Origin of the sequence: Micromonospora sp. R77 (genome assembly GCF_022747945.1) — a bacterium.
GTDB lineage: Bacteria > Actinomycetota > Actinomycetes > Mycobacteriales > Micromonosporaceae > Micromonospora.
In genome coordinates this window covers 6,430,498-6,447,495 of the sequence record NZ_JALDST010000001.1, presented here as the reverse complement: position 1 = coordinate 6,447,495, position 16,998 = coordinate 6,430,498, and the positions used below count along the sequence as shown (strand labels likewise).

The window sequence follows — 16,998 nt, the reverse complement described above, 5'->3', positions numbered from 1 at the left end:
CATCAGCCGTCATGACCGCCGCCCGTACGTCGACCGGAGCCGCGCCCACCCGGGGCCGGCGGTCCGGGCGCTCCACCGGCGACGACCGGGAGACGGCCATCCTCGCCACCGCCGAGCGGCTGCTGGCCCAGCGGCCCTTCGGTGAGATCTCCATCGACGACCTGGCCCGCGGCGCGGGTATCTCCCGCCCCACGTTCTACTTCTACTTCCCGTCCAAGGACGCGGTGCTGCTCACCCTGCTGGACCGGGTGATCGCGGAGGCGAACACCGCCGCCGGTGACGTGCTGGACCGCCTCGCCGAGGACCCGCGGGCCCGCTGGCGGGAGCTGATCGCCCGGTTCCACGCCGCCTTCGGCGGTCACCGGGCGGTGGTGCTGGCCTGCGCCCAGGTGCGCGGCACCAACGCCGAGGTGCGCCGGCTCTGGGCCGAGGTGCTGGAGGCGTGGGTGCACGCGGTCGAGCAGGCGATCGAGGGTGAGCGGCGGCGCGGCGCGGCCCCGGACGGGCTGCCCGCCCGGGACCTGGCGATCGCGTTGAACTCGATGAACGAGCGGGTCTGGTACGCCACCTTCGCCGGCGACGGCCCCGCGGTGGCCGAACGGGACGTCGTCGACGTGCTGCTCGACGTCTGGCTGACCGCGATCTACCGGACCACCACGCCGCCCCCGGCCTGAGCGTCGCCGCGCGCCTCGCGCAGGCGGGCCAGCGTCAGGTCGAAGTCGGCGGGCGACAGCACCGGACCGACGTTCTTGCGCCAGCCGACGATCCGCGACCGGCGCTGCACCGGCGTCTCGACCGGGCCGTCGCGCGTGACCACCCAGACCGCGTTGCGCACCGTCGCCCCGCCGAGCAGCCGCGCCGCGCGGACCTCGAACCCGGTCACCTCCGACCAGAGCAGCAGCCGGGAACGGTGGATGTGCCGGATCAGCAGGCCACGCTCGTTGTGCCAGAGGCCCACCAGGTAGAACCGGGCCACCATGGTCAGCCACAGGGCCAGGAAGGCGACCGGCAGGGGCAACTGCCAGAGCATCCTCGCCTCGACACCCTCGGTGCGCACCTTGTGCAGCGCCGCGCCCGCCGCCGTCAGCGCGACCAGCCCACCGCAGCAGAGCATGAATCCGGCCCACGCCTGCCGGAACCCCCACGGATCGACCCGTCTCCATCGCCGCACGCCGCTCACCCTAGGCGGTCCGCGCCCGCGTCGCGGTCCCCGTCAGGCTCCCACCGGCCCCTCGGCCCGGGTGTCGGCCAGATAGCCCGGCAGGTCCGGCCGGTCGGGGGCGAGCACGTGCCGGATCCAGGCGGTGCGCTCGTGCTCCAGCACGCCCAGCTCCCAGACGCAGCCGACACCGGGGCGGGTCATCGGCACGAAGTGCGCCGGGTCGTCGTCGGGGCAGTCCAGGGCGGGCTGGCCGGCGACCGCGATCCGGCACTCCACCACGTTGTCCCAGAACCAGGTGTACGCCAGCAGGTAGGCGCCGCTGTCCGCGCCCCGGTGCAGCACCGACCAGCTCGCCGGCGGGGTGTGACCGTCCGACGACGGCAGCAGTCGGGGCAGGAACTCGTACGCGGTGGCCACCACCGCCGGTTCGAGCCGCCGTCCGGGCTGGTCGACGTGGTAACGCTTGACGTGCCGACCGGCGACCTCGACGGTCCCCGGCACGGTCAGCTGCTTGTCGTGAAATGCCATGCCGGGACGGTAGGGCCGCTTCCCTGACAGCTAGTGTCAGCGGAGTGCGGGCCAGTCGTCTCCTGTCGATCCTGCTGCTGCTCCAGGAGCACGGTCGGCTGACCGCGGCCGAGCTGGCCCGGCGGCTGGAGGTGTCCGAGCGCACCGTCTACCGCGACGTCGGCTCCCTGCACGCGGCCGGCATCCCGTTGTACGGCGAGGCCGGTCATGCCGGCGGCTACCGGCTCGTCGACGGCTGGCGGACCCGGCTGACCGGGCTCACCGCCGAGGAGGCGGAGCGTCTGCTCTTCGCCGGGCTGCCCGGTCCGACCGCCGAGCTCGGCTACGACACGGTGGTCGCCAGCGTCGGGCTCAAGCTGCGCGCCGCGCTGCCCCGCCCGCTCGCCGACCGGGCCGCCCAACTTCAGCAGCGTTTCCACCTGGACACCCCCGGCTGGTACTCCGACGGCGACCCGTCCCCGCACCTGGCGCCCACCGCCGACGCGGTGTGGCGGCAGCGCCGGGTCCGGGTCCGGTACCGCAGTTGGACCGGGGAGGTGACCCGCCTCTTGGAGCCGTACGGACTGGTGCTCAAGGGCGGCCGGTGGTACGTGGTGGCCGCCCGACCCGACCGCGCCGAACCAGCCACCTACCGGGTGAACCAGATCCTCGGCCTGACCACGCTGGCCGAGTCGTTCGACCGACCGGCCGACTTCGACCTGCCCGCCTGGTGGCGCGCGCACGTGGTGGACTTCCGGTCCCGGCTGCAGCGGGACGAGGCGACGATCCGGCTGTCGCCGCGGGGGCGGGAACGGCTGCGGGAGATCGCCAGCGACGCCGTGGTGGCCGCCGTGGACGCCACCGCCGGGCCGCCCGACGAGGCAGGGTGGGTGCGGGCGGTCGTCCCGGTGGAGTCGCCGACCCACGCGCACGGTGACCTGCTGCGGCTCGGCGCGGAGGTGGAGGTCCTCTCCCCCACCGCGCTGCGGGACCGGCTGGCCGCCACGGCCGCCGCCCTGGCCGTGCTCTATGCCGGGCCGGCGGACCGAACCTGACGCAGGGCCGCGCCGACCACGGCGAGCCCCCGCTCGAGGTCGCCCGGGGTGTTCGCGGCGTAGCCGAGGACCAGGCCGGGCGGCTGGGGTCGCTGCCCGTGCCAGGACAGCGGCTGCACCTTCACGCCCCGCCGCAGGCACGCCGCGGCCAGTTCCACGTCGGAGACCGTGCCGGGAAGGGTGACCAGCAGATGCAGGCCGGCGGCGGCGCCGTGCACGACCGCACCGGGCAGCTGCGCCCGGACCGCACGGATCATCGCGTCCCGGCGGCGGACGTGCCGGCGGCGCAGCAGCCGCAGGTGGCGTTCCAGCGCACCGGAGTCGATCAGCTCGGCGAGCACCAGCTGGGGCAGCGCGGAGGTGCCCCGGTCGGCCAGCCGCTTGGCGGCGACCAGGGCGGCGTGGTGCCGGCGCGGCACCAGCACCCAGCCGATCCGCAGGGCCGGGGCGAGCAGCTTGGAGATGCTGCCGGCATAGCAGACGGCCTCGGGCAGCATGGCGCGCAGCGCCGGCACGGGTGGCCGGTCGTAGCGGTGCTCGGCGTCGTAGTCGTCCTCGATGACCAGGCCGCCCCGGCGGGCCCAGCCGATGAGCTGCCGCCGCCGGTCGCCGTCGAGCACCACCCCGGTCGGGAACTGGTGCGCCGGGGTGAGCAGCACCGCCGGCGCGCCGCTCGCGTCCAGCTCGTCGACGCGCAGGCCGTGCGCGTCGACCGGCACCGGCGGGGTGGCCAGCCGCCAGTCGTGCAGGTGCTGCCGGACCCCGAGGGAACCCGGGTCCTCGACCGCCACGGTGTGGATGCCCTCGCCCTGCAGGACCTGGGCGAGCAGGCCGAGCGCCTGGGACACCCCGGCCACGATCACCACCTCGGCCGGGTCCGCCCGGATGCCGCGGCTGCGGGCCAGCCAGGTGGCGACGGCGAGCCGCAGCGCGGGCACGCCGGTCGGGTCGCCGTACCCGAACTCGGCGGGCCGCAGCCGGTGCAGCACCGCGCGTTCGGCGCGCAGCCAGGCCGCGCGGGGAAAGGCCGCCAGATCGGGTACGCCGGGCGTGAGATCGACCTCGGCCGGGGCGGTGCGCAGCGCGTCGAAGACGTCGGTGTCGGGCCGGTCGGCGAAGACGTCGACGGCCGGCGGCGTGGCGGCTGACCACCACCGTGGCCGGCGTGGCCACCACGACGGTGCCGCCCCGGCCCCGCCCGGCCACGTGCCCGTCCTCGGTGAGCCGCTGGTACGCCTCGGTCACCACGCCCCGGGACACGCCCAGCTCGGCGGCGAGCAGCCGGCTGGCCGGCAGTCGGGAACCGACCGGCACCCGGCCGTCGGCGATCGCCGCCCGCAGTCGCGCCGCCAGCCAGGCCGCCCGGCCGCCGGCCGGCGCCTCGGCGACGTCGAGGTGCAGGAAGTCCGAGCCGGCGGTTATGGACCCCTCACCGGTCGCTGTTTTGGCCCTGTCCACCGGGCCATTCTGGCAGCAGGGTGGACGGAGTGAGCATCACCTTCCTGTTGGCCGCCCTGGTCGTGGCCGCCACCCCGGGCACCGGGGTGGTCTACACCCTCTCCGCCGGCCTGGCCGGGGGACGCCGGTCCGGCCTCGTGGCCGCCGTCGCCTGCACGCTGAGCCTCCTGCCGCACCTGCTGGCGGCGGTCACCGGCCTGGCCGGCCTGGTGGCCGCGAGCACGCCCGTGTTCCGGGTGCTGACCTGGGCGGGCGTGGCGTACCTGCTGTGGACGGGCTGGACCACCCTGCGCGACCGGGATCCGCTGCCCGTCGCCGCCCAGCCCCCGCCCGGCCCGGCCCGGCTGCTCCGTGACGGGGTGCTGGTCAACCTGCTCAACCCGAAGGTGACGGTCTTCTTCGTGGCGTTCCTGCCGCAGTTCGTCCCGCCGGGCGCACCGGCCGCGCCCCGGATGCTGGCCTGCGGCGGGGTGTTCGTCCTGGTCACCCTGGTCGTGTTCGGCGCGTACGGGCTGCTCGCCGGGGCGGTTCGGCACCGGGTGCTGACCCGGCCCCGCCTCACCACGCTGCTGCGTCGCGGCTTGGCCGGCAGCTTCCTCGCCCTTGGTGTGAGCCTCGCCCTCACCGCCCGATAGGAGAACCCGTGCGATTCCGGCACTCCCCACAGGTCCGGTCGGCCTTCCCGGAGCTGGTCTGCGGCGTCCTGCACGCCGACGGGATCACCCCCGACGTGGACGTGGCGGCGCTCGCCGCGCCGCACGTCGAGACGGCGCGGGCCCGGCTGGCGGGCTCATCCGAGAGCGGCTTCCCGGAGATCCAGGCGTGGCGGCGGGTGTTCGCCGCGACCGGCCTCGCCCCGACCCGCTACCGCTGCGCCGCCGAGTCGCTGCTGCGCCGGCTGCGGCGGGACGGGACGCTGCCCCGGCTGCACCCGCTGGTCGACCTCGGCAACGCCGTCTCCGTCGCGTACGCCGTGCCCGTCGCCGTGCTCGACGTCGACCGGATCTCCGGCGACCTGGAGGTCCGGCACGCCACCGGCGACGAGCACTACGAGACGTTCGACGGGCAGGTCGAGCGGCCGGAGCCGGGCGAGGTGACCTTCGTCGACTCGACCGGGCGGGCGCACGCCCGGCGCTGGACCCACCGGCAGAGCGGCTGGTCGGCGGTCCGCCCCGAAACCCGCGAGGTGCTGGTGGTGATCGAGGCGATGCACGCGGACGCCGCCACCGACGTACCCCGGATGCTGGCGACCCTGGCGGACGCGGTGACCGCCATGTGGGCGGCGCGGCCCCGGACGGCGGTCCTCACCGCCGCGGCGCCGTCGTTCGCGCCGGCGGACCCGCCGCCGCGTGGGTTCGTCCTGCCGTTGCTGCGGACTCAGGCGGACTCGCCCGGGGCGAGGTAGCGGTAGCGGTCGCCGAGCAGCTCGCCGTACCAGCCGTTGACCGACGCCAGGCCCCGCTCGTTGAGCTGGGCGTCGTGGATCGGGAAGACCCGGCGCGGGTCGAGGGCCAGGGCGAAGTCGATCGCCTCGGTCAGCTTCAGCCAGGACGCCTGGGCCGTCAGCAGCAGGGTGTCGACCGGCTGGTCGGGGCGGTGCAGCGAGTCGCCCGGGTGATAGACGGCGTCCTGGACCAGGTAGCCGAGGTTCACGCAGTCCGGCTCGCCGGCGTGGATGAGGGCGTGCCGCCCGCCGACCGCGCTCACCGCGAAACCGGCGGCGGTGAACCGGTCACCGGCCGCGACCCGGGTCACCGCCAGCGGCACCGGGCCGGACAGTCGGGCACCGTGCGGCGCGAAGACCGGCACGCCCAGCCCGGCCAGGCGCAGCACGTCGACGTGGTCGGTGTGCTCGTGGGTGATCAGCACGGCGTCCGCCCCGACCAGGGCCGCCGGCTCGCTCCAGGTGCCCGGGTCGATCACCAGCACCCGGTCGTCCTGCTCGATCCGGACGCAGGCATGGGTCCACTTGGTGAGCTGCACGGGCGGACGGTACTGCGTGACCGGCCGGCGCCGCTGCCCCGTTCCGGCGGTTCACGATCGGTCGCGGCGGCGGCGACGCATGATCGGGGCATGGGGCGAGCAGCGGCGCGGGGGCACCGGAGGGTGCCGCACACCGCCGACGTACGGATCGAGGCGTGGGCGCCGGACCGGGAGAGCTGCCTGGCCGAGGCGGTCGCCGCGCTGGTGGAGAGCTTCGTGGACCCGGCCGGCGCCGCCCCGGACGCCGACGCCGAGTTCCACCTGCCGCCGCAGGACGACCCGGACCTGCTGGTCGGTGTGCTCGACGAGGTGATCTTCCGGCTGGAGACCGCGGGCGTGCTGCCGCTCGTCACGCGGGTCCGGGCGACCGACGACGGCGTCACGGTCCGCTGGCGGACGGCGTCGACGGCGGCGGTGGAGCTGGTCGGCGCGGTCCCGAAGGCGGTCTCCCTGCAGGAGCTGCGGTTCGGTCCCGCCGACGGCGGCTGGGCCGCAGCGGTGACGCTGGACGTGTGACGGGTCAGCCCTTCACCACGCCGAGCGGCACCAGCCGGGCCACCCGCCGGCACAGGCCGGCGCCCTCGGCCGCCGCCACCACCGCCGTGACGTCCTTGTACGCGGCCGGCATCTCCTCCGCCAGCCCGCGCCGGGACGCCCCGCGTACGGCGATGTCCTGCGCCGCCAGCTCGCGGCGCGGGTCGTGGCCGCCGACCGCCCTGGTGGCCTGTTTGCGGCTCTGCACCCGGCCCGCGCCGTGGCAGGTGGAGGCGAAGGCCGGTGCCCCGGCGACGCCGGTGAGGACGTACGAGCCGGTGCCCATCGAGCCGGGGATGAGCACGGGCTGACCGACGGGGCGCAGGTCGTCGGGGAGGTCGGGGTGGCCCGGCGGCAGCGCCCGGGTGGCGCCCTTGCGGTGCACGCAGAGCTGGCGGGGTGACCCGGCCACGTCGTGCGTCTCGATCTTGGCGAGGTTGTGCGAGACGTCGTACACCAGGTCGAGCCCACTGCCGGTGACCCGCCGGAAGACCTCGCGGGCCGCGTGGGCGAGCAGCTGCCGGTTGGCCCGGGCGTAGTTCGCGGCGGCGGCCATCGCCCCGAGATAGGCCCGGCCCTCGTGGGAGGAGACGGGAGCGCAGGCGAGCTGCCGGTCGGGCACGTGGATGCCGTACCGGGGCATGACCTTCTCCATGGCCCGCACGTGGTCGGTGCAGATCTGGTGCCCGAGCCCCCGCGACCCGCAGTGGATCATCACGCAGACCTGGCCGGCCCGCAGCCCGAACGCGGTCGCCACGGTCTCGTCGTAGATCTCCGCGACGGCCTGCACCTCCAGGAAGTGGTTGCCGGAGCCGAGGCTGCCGACCTGGCCCGCGCCACGCTCGACCGCCCGCTCACTGACCTGCGCCGGGTTCGCGTCGTCCACCGCGCCGTAGTCCTCGCACCGGTCCAGGTCCCGCGCGACGCCGTGGCCCCGTTCGACGGCGTGGCGGGAGCCGCCGCGCAGCACCGCGTCGAGTTCCGCGCGGTCGGCCAGCTGCCACACCGCGCCCCGACCCATGCCGCGCGGGGTGGCGTGGCCCAGGCCGTCCATCAGCGCGTCCAGCCGGGGCCGCAGCTCCGCCCGGTCCAGGTCGGCGGTGAGCAGGCGCACCCCGCAGGAGATGTCGAACCCGACCCCGCCGGGCGACACCACCCCGCCGTGCGTGACGTCGGTGGCGGCCACGCCGCCGATCGGGAAGCCGTAGCCCCAGTGCACGTCCGGCATGGCGTACGAGGCGTCGACGATGCCGGGCAGCGTCGCCACGTTCGCGACCTGCTCCAGCGAGCGGTCCGCGCCACCGTCGGGCAGCAGTGGCCGGGACGCGAAGATCACGCCCGGAACCCGCATCGGGTCCCGCCGGTCGATCCGGAACCGGTACGGCGACTCCTCGACCAGCTCCATGCCCGCCCGGCTACCCGGGTGCGGGTCGATTACACGCGCCCCGGTCCGGCGCGGCGGTCAGGCCTGCTTCCCCAGGGAGGCCCGGAAGATGTAGCCGACCTGGGCGGCGAAGGCCACCAGCGCGACCACCACCCCCACCGGGATCGCCAGCACGGACGACGCGCCCACCACCCCGGTCAGCAGGGTGACGCCCGGCCCGATCAGCAGCGCGTCGACCGCCCCCAGAATCGCCGCGGTGGTGAGGGCACGGGTCGGCTGGGGCGGCGGTCGACCGACGACGGACAATGGCACCGGCCGCGGCGACCGCCGCGCGTCGGGACTGTCCAGCGGCGGGAGGCCGGTCAGCGTGTCCGAGACGACGGAACCACGGACGTCGACGCCGGCGGGCGGGCGGGAGCTGCGCGCCGACTGCGCCCGCTGCGTCGGGATCTGCTGCGTCGCGCCCGCCTTCGCCGCGTCGGCCGACTTCGCCCTCGACAAACCGGCCGGCCGGCCCTGCCCGAACCTGCGGCCGGACTCCCGCTGCGGCATCCACCGCGACCTACGGCAGCGCGGCTTCCCCGGCTGCACGGTCTTCGACTGCTTCGGCGCGGGGCAGCACCTGACCCAGGGGACCTTCGGTGGCCGGGACTGGCGTGACGACCCGCGGACCGCCCGGCGGATGTTCGACACCTTCGCCGTGCTGCGCCCGCTGCACGAACTGCTCTGGTATCTGACCGAGGCGGTGGCCCACACCCCGCCGGGACCGCTGCGCGACGACCTGGCCCGCGCGCTCGACGACACCGGCCGGCTCACCGACGGCACCCCCGACGACCTGCTCGCCCTCGACGTCGACGCCCACCGGGACCGGGTCAACGTGTTGCTGTCCCGGGCCGGTGAGCAGGCCCGCGCCGGTCGGGCCGGTGCGGACCGGCGCGGCGCGATGCTGATCGGGGTCGACCTGCGCCGGGCCGACCTGTCCGGGGCGAACCTGCGCGGTGCCTGCCTGATCGGCGCGGACCTGCGCGGGGTGGACCTCGGGGCGGCCGACGTGACCGGCGCGGACCTGCGCGGGGCGGACCTGCGCGGCGCTGACCTCGGCGGCTGCCTCTTCCTGCACCAGTCGCAGCTCGACGCCGCCCGCGGCGACCACCGCACCGTGCTCCCGGCGGCGCTGCGCCGCCCCGCGCACTGGTCGCTGACCGTGACACCGGCCCGGTCCCGCGCCCCGCGCCGCCGCTGACCGACCCACCCCGCCGCGTACCGGGCGGGTGACCCGCGGTGGACCGGGCGGCGGCGCGCGGCGGCCGGGTCGGAGCTGACGGCGCGTTTGCGGACGGGCGAGCGGGGCAGGAGGTGCGGCATGACTGACGAACACTTCGGCCGAGCGGCCACCGACGAACCCGACGGCGCCACCGCCTACGAGGCGTCGCTGCGGCCACCGGGCGAGTCCCTGCACACCACCGCCGACACCGGCGACGACTTCGCCGACCTGCCGGCCGAGGACCGCCGCTCGGCGCGGGACGTCAGCCGGGCCGGCTACGACGTCGACGCGGTCTCCGGCACCGGCGACCCCGCCGTGCAGGAGCCACCCACCCAGGAGTGACCCCGGCCCGGGGACCCCGACCCCGGGGTCACCCGGGCCGCTTCACTCCACGGTGATCGCGCCCGCCGGGCACAGGTCGGCGGCCCGCCGCACCAGGGCCAGGGTCTCCGGCGCGGGCGCGGTGAACCGCAGCAGCACCAGACCCTCCTCGTCGTCCTGGTCGAAGACCTCCGGGGCGGTCACCACGCAGTTGCCCGAACCGCAGCAACGGTCCCGATCGACGCGTACCCGGCCGGTCACCAGGTCACCGGCAGCGCGTCGAGGCCGAAGACGATCGAGTTGTCCCGGGTGGGCAGCGGCCCGTCCGGGGCGGCCAGCCGCAGGCCGGGGAAGCGCCGGGCCAGCTCCACCAGGGCGATCCGCAGCTCCGCCCGGGCCAACGGCTGGCCGATGCACTGGTGCACCCCGAAGCCGAAGGCGACATGCTGGTGCGCCTGCCGGTACGGGTCGAACTCGTCCGGCCCGTCGAAGACCGCCGCGTCCCGGTTGGCGGTGGAGAGCACCGCGATCGCGCCCTCCCCCGCCCGGATCAGCTGCCCGCCGACCTCGACGTCCTCCAGGGCCAACCGCGGCAGGCCGGTCCGCACGATGCTCAGATAGCGCAGCAGCTCCTCCACCAGGGTCTCCGCCTGGTCGGGGTCGTCGCGCAGGGCCGCGTACCGGTCGGGCTCGCGCAGCAGCAGCAGGGTGCTCAACCCGATCATGTTGGCGGTCGTCTCGTGCCCCGCGATGAGCAGCAGCAGCGCCATCCCCACCAGCTCGTCCACCGCCAGCTCGCCGGTGTCGACCCGGTCCCGGGCCAGCCGGCTGAGCAGGTCGTCGCCCCGGTCACCGGCGGCGCACTTCGCCTCGACCAGCCCGTGCAGATAGTCCCGCAGCTCGCCGACGTGCGTACGGACCAGCTCCGGCGCGGCGCTCCGGTCGAGCAGGGTGCGGCTGCGCAGCTGGAAGAAGTCGTGGTCGGCGTACGGGACGCCGAGCAGGTGGCAGATCACCATCGACGGCAGCGGCAGGGCGAAGGTGGCCACCAGGTCGGCGGGCGGACCGGCGTCGCGCAGGTCGTCCAGGGTGCTCTCGACGGTCTGCCGGATCAGCGGTTCGATCCGCCGGATGCTCTTGATCATGAATTCGGCGGTGAGCATCCGGCGCAGCCGGGAGTGCTCGATCCCGTCCATCCGGATGAACCCGCCCCGCCGGTCGCTGAGCGACTCCGGCGGCAGGGCCCGCAGCAGGGGGAAACCCGGCCGGGTCAGGTCGGCGCTGAAGCCGGGGTGCCGCAGCAGCTGACGGACGTCGGCGTGCCGGGTCACCAGCCAGGCGGTCGCGTCGGTGGGGAGTCGGACCTTCGTCACCGGGGCGTCGAAGCGGTCCCGCTCCCCCGCGTCGAGCGGGACGAGCGGGTCCCGGCCGAGGTTGGTCGGTGGCCACAGCGGCAGGTCGGTCAGGGCGGCAGGGGTCACGCGGGACACCTCCGAGGGAAACTGTCCGTAACGGCGTCGATCCGCTACGTTACCCATCGAGGTGCGTCGACACAACCCGCCGTCACCGGCCGGCCGCCACCCCCGCACCCGCCCGCGCCTCGGTCATCCCCCGGTTCGCCAGCGCGTCCGCCCGCTCGTTCTCCGGGTGGCCGTTGTGCCCCTTCACCCACAGCCAGGTCACGTCGTGCCGGGCGCAGGCCGCCTCCAACCGCTGCCACAGGTCGGCGTTCTTCACCGGCTGCTTCGCCGCCGTCAACCACCCGTTGCGCTTCCACGACGCCAGCCAACCGGTGATGCCGTTACGCACGTACGTGCTGTCGGTGTGCAGCCGCACCGTGACCGGCCGGGTCAGGCTCTCCAGGGCCTGGATCGCGGCGGTCAGCTCCATCCGGTTGTTCGTGGTCGGGGCGGCCTCCCCGCCGCACAGCTCCCGCTCCCGGTCACCCCAGCGCAGCAGCACCCCCCAGCCACCCGGGCCGGGATTACCGCTGCACGCACCGTCGGTCCAGATCTCCACGACCCTGCCGGCCGCCGCCTCCACCATGCCGGCAACCTACCGGGTACGCCCCGCCACGGGACCACCCGACCCGCCCGCGACGGCTAGCGTACGACCCATGATCAGGCACCTGCCCTTCCAGCAGCTGCACAACTTCCGCGACCTCGGCGGCTACCGCACCGACGACGGCCGTACCCTGCGCTGGGGACGGCTCTACCGGTCCGACTCGCTCGGCAAGCTCGCCGGCGAGGACCTGACCCGGTTCCGGGCGCTCGGCGTGCGTACCGTCATCGACCTGCGCTATCCGTCGGAGATCGCCGCCCGCGGCCGGGTCCCCGACGAACCCGGACTGACCTGGCTCAACCTGAGCATCGAGCACCGCGGCTACGACCAGGCCGAGATCGACCCCGACGTCGACCCCTGGCGCCACCTGGCCGACCGGTACGCCGAGGTCGCCACCGACGGGGTCACCGAACTGCGCCAGGCCCTCACCGTCATCGCCGACGGCGACCATCCGCTGGTCTTCCACTGCGCCTCCGGCAAGGACCGCACCGGCCTGCTCGCCGCCCTGGTGCTGGCCCTGCTCGGCGTCTCCGACGACCAGATCGCCGCCGACTTCGCCCTGACCGAACTGGCCACCGACCGGCTGATCGCCGACTGGCACGCCGCCCACCCCGGCCGCACCCTGCGCTGGCCCGGATACGGCCGCGCTCCCGCCGAGATCATCCGCCACGTCCTCGCCGACCTCACCACCGCGCACGGCTCGGTACGCGGCTACGCCGCCGACCGCCTCGGCGTCGACGACGACCTGGTCGCCGCGCTGCGGGCCCGGCTGCTGACCGACTGAGCACCGGCCACCCGGGAAAACGACCGCGCCGACCTGTCGATTCCGCGGCCCGCCGTTCGTGTGGTGGGTGGACGGCCGGCACCGCGCCGGCCGCGACCCGCCGAGGAGCGACATGCGCAGGATCGTGGTCACCGAGAACGTCAGCCTGGACGGGGTGATGCAGGCACCCGGACGGTCCGACGAGGACACCCGGGACGGCTTCACCGCCGGCGGGTGGGCCGTGCCCTACACCGACCCGGTGATCGGCCGGAAGATGGGCGAGGGCATGGCCACCACCGATGCCCTGCTGCTGGGCCGCCGCACCTACACCGACTTCGCCGGCTACTGGCCGCAGCAGCGCGACAACCCGTTCACGCCGGTCCTCGACGCGCTGCCCAAGTACGTCGCCTCCGGCACCCTCACCGCGCCGCTCCCCTGGGCGAACTCCCACCTGCTCACCGGCGACGTCGTCGCCGCCGTCAAGGAACTCAAGGCCCAGCCGGGCGGCGACATCGCCGTGCTCGGCAGCGGCGAGCTGGTCCGGGCACTGGGCCGGCAGGGGCTGATCGACGAGTACGTCCTGCTGATCCACCCGCTGGTGCTCGGCGGCGGCCGACGGCTCTTCCCCGACGCGGACGGCCCCGCGCCACTGCGCCTGGTCGACAGCGCCGTCAGCACCACCGGGGTGCTGGTGGCGACCTACCGGCCGGCCTGACGGCTCACCGCCGCGGCGTGCCGGCCCCCGACACGGGGGCGGGGGCCGGCACGCGGCGCAGCCGGTCCCGCAGCCGACCCACCAGATCACCGGCGACCGCGCCGGTCATCGGCAGCAGCGGACTGGAGCGCATCACCGCCAGATCCTCCGCGACGGTGGTGGCACCGTCCAGGAACCGCAGCACCCGCTCGGCCGGGTTACGGTCGAACAGCCGCTCGAAGAACTCGATCCCGCCGACCCGCCCCCGGTCCAGGGCCCGCAGCGCCACCGCGTCCATCCACCGGTGCCGCCCCGGATAGGCGGCCCCCGGCACGGGCGGGCGGCCCGCCGCGAGCGCCCGGGCGACCTGCTCGGCCTGCCGGTGCATCGCCGAGAAGGTGAACCCCGTCGAGGGACGGGTGGCGCCTCCCGCCGTGCCGAGGCGGACCACCCGCGGCGACGGGCGCGCGACGAACGGGCCGTCGGTCATCGGGATCACCCCGTTCTCCACCTCCCGCACCCGCAGCGCCGCCGGGTCCAGCCCGAGCAGGTCCACGTAGCCGCGCAGCGCCGTGTCGTACGCCTCGTCGGTGAGCAGCGCCGGGGAGAACTCCGTGTACTCGACCAGCGCGTACCGGTCGCTGACCGGGAGCACGTAGCCGAACGACACACCCCGCGCCGGCTGCGGGGTGCGGAAGTCCATCAGCACCGCCCGGGCCGGGTCGAACGTCGACGCGTCGGTCTCCACCCACCAACCACGGAAGTGCTGCAACCAGTTCGTCCGCCCCGGCCGCTCCGGTGGGCGGGGACGGGAGTCCAGCACCCAGCCGGCCCGTACCAGCACCGTGCCGTCGACGTCCCGGACCAGCACCCGCTCCCCGTCGTCGTCCAGGGCGCCGGCCGCCGCACCGATCCGGACCGCCCCGAGGCGTGCCTCCGCCTCGGCAGCCCGGTCGTAGACCGGGGCGGAGCGGAGCATGGCGTACCGCAGGGGGGTGAGCGGCAGGACGCGGCGCCCGCCCGGCGTGACCACCTCGACCTGCGACCAGCTCGCGCTGAGCAGCGGATCCAGGTCCGTGCCGGGCGTCCCCCAGAACGCCCACGTCCGGTCCTGGCCGCGCTTGCGGACCGGGTCGACCACGGCGACCCGCAGGCCCGACGGACCGTGCCGGCCCAGCGCGGCCAGGACCAGGGACGCGGCGCCGCCGCCGCCCACCAGCGCGAGGTCCACGTCCACCGGGATCGGGTTCACCCGGTCACGCTGTCACATCGCGGTCCACCGTCGTCCGCCGGGACGTCCCGGCCCGCCGGAACTGCCCGGGGCAGGGCGTAGATTCGACCCGGAGACCGGACATGATCAAGGGGGCGGCATGGCGGAGGCGGCACTGCGGGTCGGTCTGCTGGGGTACGGCGTCGCCGGGCGGGTGTTCCACGCCCCGCTGATCGCCGCCACGCCGGGGCTGCGGCTGGACGCCGTCGTCACGCGCCACCCCGAACGGCGTGAGCAGGCCCGGCGCGAGCACCCCGACGCCCGGCTCGTCGACGACGCCGACCAACTCTGGCACGCGGCGGACACCCTCGATCTGGTGGTGGTGGCCACCCCGAACCGGCAGCACGTGCCGGCCGCCCGCGCGGCCCTCGCGGCCGGCCTGCCGGTGGTGGTGGACAAGCCGCCCGCCGCCACCGCCGCCCACGGCCGCGCGCTGCTCGCCGAGGCCGACCGGCTCGGCGTGCCGCTGACGGTGTTCCAGAACCGCCGCTGGGACGGCGACTTCCTGACCGCCCGCCGGCTCGTCGAGGCCGGTGAGCTGGGTCGGGTGCGGCGCTTCGAGTCCCGGTTCGAGCGGTGGCGGCCGGCGATCAAGCCGGGCTGGCGGGAGAGCGGCACCACCGACGACGCCGGTGGCGTGCTCTACGACCTCGGCGCCCACCTGGTCGACCAGGCGGTGCAGCTCTTCGGCCCGGTGGCCCGGGTGTACGCCGAGGTGGACCGACGGCGGGCCGGTGCGCAGGTCGACGACGACGCCTTCGTGGCGCTGACCCACACCGGGGGCGTCCACTCGCACCTGTGGATGAGCGCGGTCGCGCCGCAGCTCGGGCCACGGATGCGGATCCTCGGCGACCGGGCCGGCTGGACCAGCTACGGCCTGGACCCGCAGGAGGCGGCGCTGCGCGACGGTGGCCGGCCCGACACCCCGGGCTGGGGCGAGGTGCCCGCCGACCGGTACGGACAGCTCGGCGTCGACGGCGAGCTGCGCCCGGTGCCCACCGAACCCGGCCGCTACCAGGACTTCTACGCCCACGTCGCGGCGGCCCTGCGGGACGGCAGGCCGATGCCGGTGGACCCGCGCGACGCGGTCGACACGGTGGCGCTCATCGAACTGGCCCACCGCTCGGCGGCCCGTGGCGAGGTGCTGACCGTCGAGGCGTGACCTCGGTGCCCACCGGACGGTGTCGGTGCGGCTCGGCATACTGCGGTCCATGACCGTCGTCTTCCCCGAACCCGGTCCGTCCGCGGACGTGCCCACCCTCTTCCTCACCTACCTCGACTTCTACCGGGAGACGGTCGCCGACCGGCTCGCCGGGCTGACCGAGGCGCAGGCCCGCACGGTCCGGGTGCCGTCCGGTTGGACGCCGGTCGAGCTGGTCAAGCACCTCACCTTCATGGAGCGGCGCTGGCTGGTCTGGGGCTTCCTCGGCGAGCAGGTGCCGGACCCGTGGGGCGACCACCGGGACGATCGCTGGCACGTCGAGCCGGGTGAGACCGTGGCCGACCTGATCGCCTCGCTGCACGCGGGCGGCCGGCGGACCCGCGCCATCGTGGGGTCCACCCCGCTGGACACGCCCGCCGCGCTGGGCGGCCGGTTCACCGATGCGGCGACCCGGCCCACCCTGGCCGCGATCTGCTTCCACGTGCTGCAGGAGTACGCCCGCCACGCCGGCCACCTGGACGTGGTCCGGGAGTTGATCGACGGCCGTACCGGGGAGTGACCGTCGCCGTCAGCTCGGGAACGCCACCAACCAGCTGACCAGTTCGTCGTTTCCGCTGCTCCGGGCCACGTCGACGGCGGTCTCCCCCGACCAGGGCGCCGGCCAGCGCGGCGAGGCCCCGCGGGCGACCAACAGCTTCGCGGCGTCGAGGTGGCCGGCCCGGCAGGCGTTCCACAGCGGAGCGTCCAGGTCGGTCGTCCCGACGGCGAGGCGGTCGACGACCGGCAGCAGGCCCAGCGCGGCGGCGTGCCACAGCTCGGTCCGGGCGCCCCGGTCGACCAGCCGGCGCGCCACGCTCCACTGCCCGTAGCCGACGGCGCTGGACAGCGGCGGGCCACCGTCGATGGACGAGCCGGCGGCCTCGATGTCGGCCCCGGCGTCGAGCAGCGCGTCGGCCAGGGTCACGTCGTCATTACTGGCGGCCCAGTGCAGCGGTCGCTCGGAGTGCGACATGCCGATGGCGGGAGCGTCGACGTCCGCGCCCGCGGCCACGAGGGCGCGGACCGTCTCGGCGGCTCGTGGCCGGTGCCCGGGCGAGTCGGCCACCAGGTGCAGCGGTGAGCGCCGGGCGCCGGCGAGATCGGTCAGCGGCTCGGTGGCCAGCCAGGGCTCGGTACGCAGCAGAGTGGTCAACCGTTCGACGTCGCCGCCGATGATCGCGGCGGCGAACTCGACGGCGAGAGGTTCGTCGTGTCGCACCACGACATCGTCTCCTTTCCGCTCCCCCGCTGTCATGCCTGTTGTGTCGGTCGGTCGACCCGGTCACACCGGCTAAGGCATCCTAGGAGGCTAGATCTGTGCGGCCCCGCTGGACGGGGACG

The 16,998-nt window shown here is 75.4% G+C and carries 22 protein-coding genes and 1 pseudogene; 11 read left to right on the top strand and 12 right to left on the bottom strand.

Features of this window, described 5'->3' with window-relative positions; genetic code table 11:
- The first annotated feature begins 11 nt into the window (after positions 1–11).
- Complete coding sequence (locus tag MRQ36_RS29865; RefSeq protein ID WP_242800076.1) at positions 12–674, top strand: TetR/AcrR family transcriptional regulator; 663 nt, start codon at positions 12–14, stop codon at positions 672–674.
- Here the strand turns inward: MRQ36_RS29865 and MRQ36_RS29860 are convergent.
- Together MRQ36_RS29860 and MRQ36_RS29855 are read right to left on the bottom strand one after the other, a co-directional pair.
- Positions 644–1,171 (bottom strand): hypothetical protein, encoded by a 528-nt coding sequence (locus MRQ36_RS29860; protein ID WP_242800075.1) that lies wholly within the window; start codon positions 1,169–1,171, stop codon positions 644–646. The genes MRQ36_RS29865 and MRQ36_RS29860 overlap by 31 nt on opposite strands.
- 42 nt (positions 1,172–1,213) lie before the next feature.
- Positions 1,214–1,690, bottom strand: a complete 477-nt coding sequence (locus MRQ36_RS29855; protein ID WP_242800074.1) for a hypothetical protein — start codon at positions 1,688–1,690, stop codon at positions 1,214–1,216.
- Positions 1,691–1,734: 44 nt separating this feature from the next.
- Here MRQ36_RS29855 and MRQ36_RS29850 point away from each other — a divergent pair, with 44 nt between their 5' ends.
- Positions 1,735–2,724 (top strand): YafY family protein, encoded by a 990-nt coding sequence (locus tag MRQ36_RS29850; RefSeq protein ID WP_242800073.1) that lies wholly within the window; start codon positions 1,735–1,737, stop codon positions 2,722–2,724.
- Here the strand turns inward: MRQ36_RS29850 and MRQ36_RS29845 are convergent.
- Positions 2,697–3,713 (bottom strand): PLP-dependent aminotransferase family protein, encoded by a 1,017-nt coding sequence (locus MRQ36_RS29845; RefSeq protein ID WP_242800072.1) that lies wholly within the window; start codon positions 3,711–3,713, stop codon positions 2,697–2,699. The two genes, MRQ36_RS29850 and MRQ36_RS29845, sit on opposite strands and share 28 nt — an antisense overlap.
- A 244-nt stretch (positions 3,714–3,957) precedes the next feature.
- Positions 3,958–4,038: pseudogene (locus MRQ36_RS29840) on the bottom strand (hypothetical protein); the annotation flags it as partial.
- 173 nt (positions 4,039–4,211) lie between these two features.
- On the opposite strand from MRQ36_RS29840, the gene MRQ36_RS29835 reads away from it, so the two are divergent.
- Together MRQ36_RS29835 and MRQ36_RS29830 are read left to right on the top strand one after the other, a co-directional pair.
- A complete protein-coding gene (locus tag MRQ36_RS29835) occupies positions 4,212–4,817 on the top strand; it encodes a LysE family translocator (protein WP_242800071.1) in 606 nt (201 codons plus the stop codon).
- 8 nt (positions 4,818–4,825) lie between these two features.
- Positions 4,826–5,587, top strand: a complete 762-nt coding sequence (locus MRQ36_RS29830) for a B3/4 domain-containing protein (RefSeq protein ID WP_242800070.1) — start codon at positions 4,826–4,828, stop codon at positions 5,585–5,587.
- Here the strand turns inward: MRQ36_RS29830 and MRQ36_RS29825 are convergent.
- Positions 5,560–6,165, bottom strand: coding sequence for an MBL fold metallo-hydrolase (locus tag MRQ36_RS29825; RefSeq protein ID WP_242800069.1), 606 nt, complete (start codon positions 6,163–6,165; stop codon positions 5,560–5,562). The genes MRQ36_RS29830 and MRQ36_RS29825 overlap by 28 nt on opposite strands.
- Positions 6,166–6,255: 90 nt before the next feature.
- Between MRQ36_RS29825 and MRQ36_RS29820 the strand changes: the two genes are divergently transcribed.
- On the top strand, positions 6,256–6,681 hold the full coding sequence (locus tag MRQ36_RS29820; protein ID WP_242800068.1) for an archease: 426 nt from the start codon (positions 6,256–6,258) through the stop codon (positions 6,679–6,681).
- Between the two features lie 4 nt (positions 6,682–6,685).
- Here the strand turns inward: MRQ36_RS29820 and MRQ36_RS29815 are convergent, their stop codons facing one another.
- Together MRQ36_RS29815 and MRQ36_RS29810 are read right to left on the bottom strand one after the other, a co-directional pair.
- Entirely contained in the window at positions 6,686–8,104 is a 1,419-nt protein-coding gene (locus MRQ36_RS29815; RefSeq protein ID WP_242800067.1) for an RtcB family protein, read from the bottom strand.
- A 57-nt stretch (positions 8,105–8,161) separates the two neighbouring features.
- On the bottom strand, positions 8,162–8,395 hold the full coding sequence (locus MRQ36_RS29810) for a hypothetical protein (protein ID WP_242800066.1): 234 nt from the start codon (positions 8,393–8,395) through the stop codon (positions 8,162–8,164).
- Positions 8,396–8,450: 55 nt separating this feature from the next.
- Between MRQ36_RS29810 and MRQ36_RS29805 the strand changes: the two genes are divergently transcribed.
- Entirely contained in the window at positions 8,451–9,326 is an 876-nt protein-coding gene (locus MRQ36_RS29805) for a pentapeptide repeat-containing protein (protein ID WP_242800065.1), read from the top strand.
- A 120-nt stretch (positions 9,327–9,446) separates the two neighbouring features.
- Positions 9,447–9,689, top strand: a complete 243-nt coding sequence (locus MRQ36_RS29800) for a hypothetical protein (protein ID WP_242800064.1) — start codon at positions 9,447–9,449, stop codon at positions 9,687–9,689.
- 42 nt (positions 9,690–9,731) lie between these two features.
- Here the strand turns inward: MRQ36_RS29800 and MRQ36_RS29795 are convergent, their stop codons facing one another.
- From MRQ36_RS29795 to rnhA, 3 genes are all read right to left on the bottom strand, one after another.
- Positions 9,732–9,929 (bottom strand): ferredoxin, encoded by a 198-nt coding sequence (locus tag MRQ36_RS29795; protein WP_374250920.1) that lies wholly within the window; start codon positions 9,927–9,929, stop codon positions 9,732–9,734.
- Positions 9,926–11,149: a cytochrome P450 gene (locus tag MRQ36_RS29790; protein ID WP_242800062.1), complete on the bottom strand. Its 1,224-nt coding sequence runs from the start codon at positions 11,147–11,149 to the stop codon at positions 9,926–9,928. The genes MRQ36_RS29795 and MRQ36_RS29790 overlap by 4 nt, the downstream gene beginning before the upstream one ends.
- Before the next feature lie 82 nt (positions 11,150–11,231).
- Positions 11,232–11,714, bottom strand: a complete 483-nt coding sequence (gene rnhA / locus MRQ36_RS29785; protein WP_242800061.1) for a ribonuclease HI — start codon at positions 11,712–11,714, stop codon at positions 11,232–11,234.
- 70 nt (positions 11,715–11,784) lie between these two features.
- Between rnhA and MRQ36_RS29780 the strand changes: the two genes are divergently transcribed.
- Positions 11,785–12,513, top strand: a complete 729-nt coding sequence (locus MRQ36_RS29780) for a tyrosine-protein phosphatase (protein WP_242800060.1) — start codon at positions 11,785–11,787, stop codon at positions 12,511–12,513.
- Between the two features lie 112 nt (positions 12,514–12,625).
- Positions 12,626–13,207: a dihydrofolate reductase family protein gene (locus MRQ36_RS29775; protein ID WP_242800059.1), complete on the top strand. Its 582-nt coding sequence runs from the start codon at positions 12,626–12,628 to the stop codon at positions 13,205–13,207.
- 4 nt (positions 13,208–13,211) lie between these two features.
- On the opposite strand, the gene MRQ36_RS29770 is transcribed toward MRQ36_RS29775, so the two are convergent.
- Positions 13,212–14,438: a lycopene cyclase family protein gene (locus MRQ36_RS29770; RefSeq protein WP_374250918.1), complete on the bottom strand. Its 1,227-nt coding sequence runs from the start codon at positions 14,436–14,438 to the stop codon at positions 13,212–13,214.
- A 118-nt stretch (positions 14,439–14,556) separates the two neighbouring features.
- Here MRQ36_RS29770 and MRQ36_RS29765 point away from each other — a divergent pair, with 118 nt between their 5' ends.
- Positions 14,557–15,618 (top strand): Gfo/Idh/MocA family oxidoreductase, encoded by a 1,062-nt coding sequence (locus tag MRQ36_RS29765; protein ID WP_242800058.1) that lies wholly within the window; start codon positions 14,557–14,559, stop codon positions 15,616–15,618.
- A gap of 49 nt (positions 15,619–15,667) precedes the next feature.
- Positions 15,668–16,177, top strand: a complete 510-nt coding sequence (locus MRQ36_RS29760) for a DinB family protein (RefSeq protein WP_242800057.1) — start codon at positions 15,668–15,670, stop codon at positions 16,175–16,177.
- A 9-nt stretch (positions 16,178–16,186) separates the two neighbouring features.
- Here the strand turns inward: MRQ36_RS29760 and MRQ36_RS34190 are convergent, their stop codons facing one another.
- A complete protein-coding gene (locus MRQ36_RS34190) occupies positions 16,187–16,879 on the bottom strand; it encodes an ankyrin repeat domain-containing protein (RefSeq protein WP_242800056.1) in 693 nt (230 codons plus the stop codon).
- Positions 16,880–16,998: the final 119 nt, after the last annotated feature.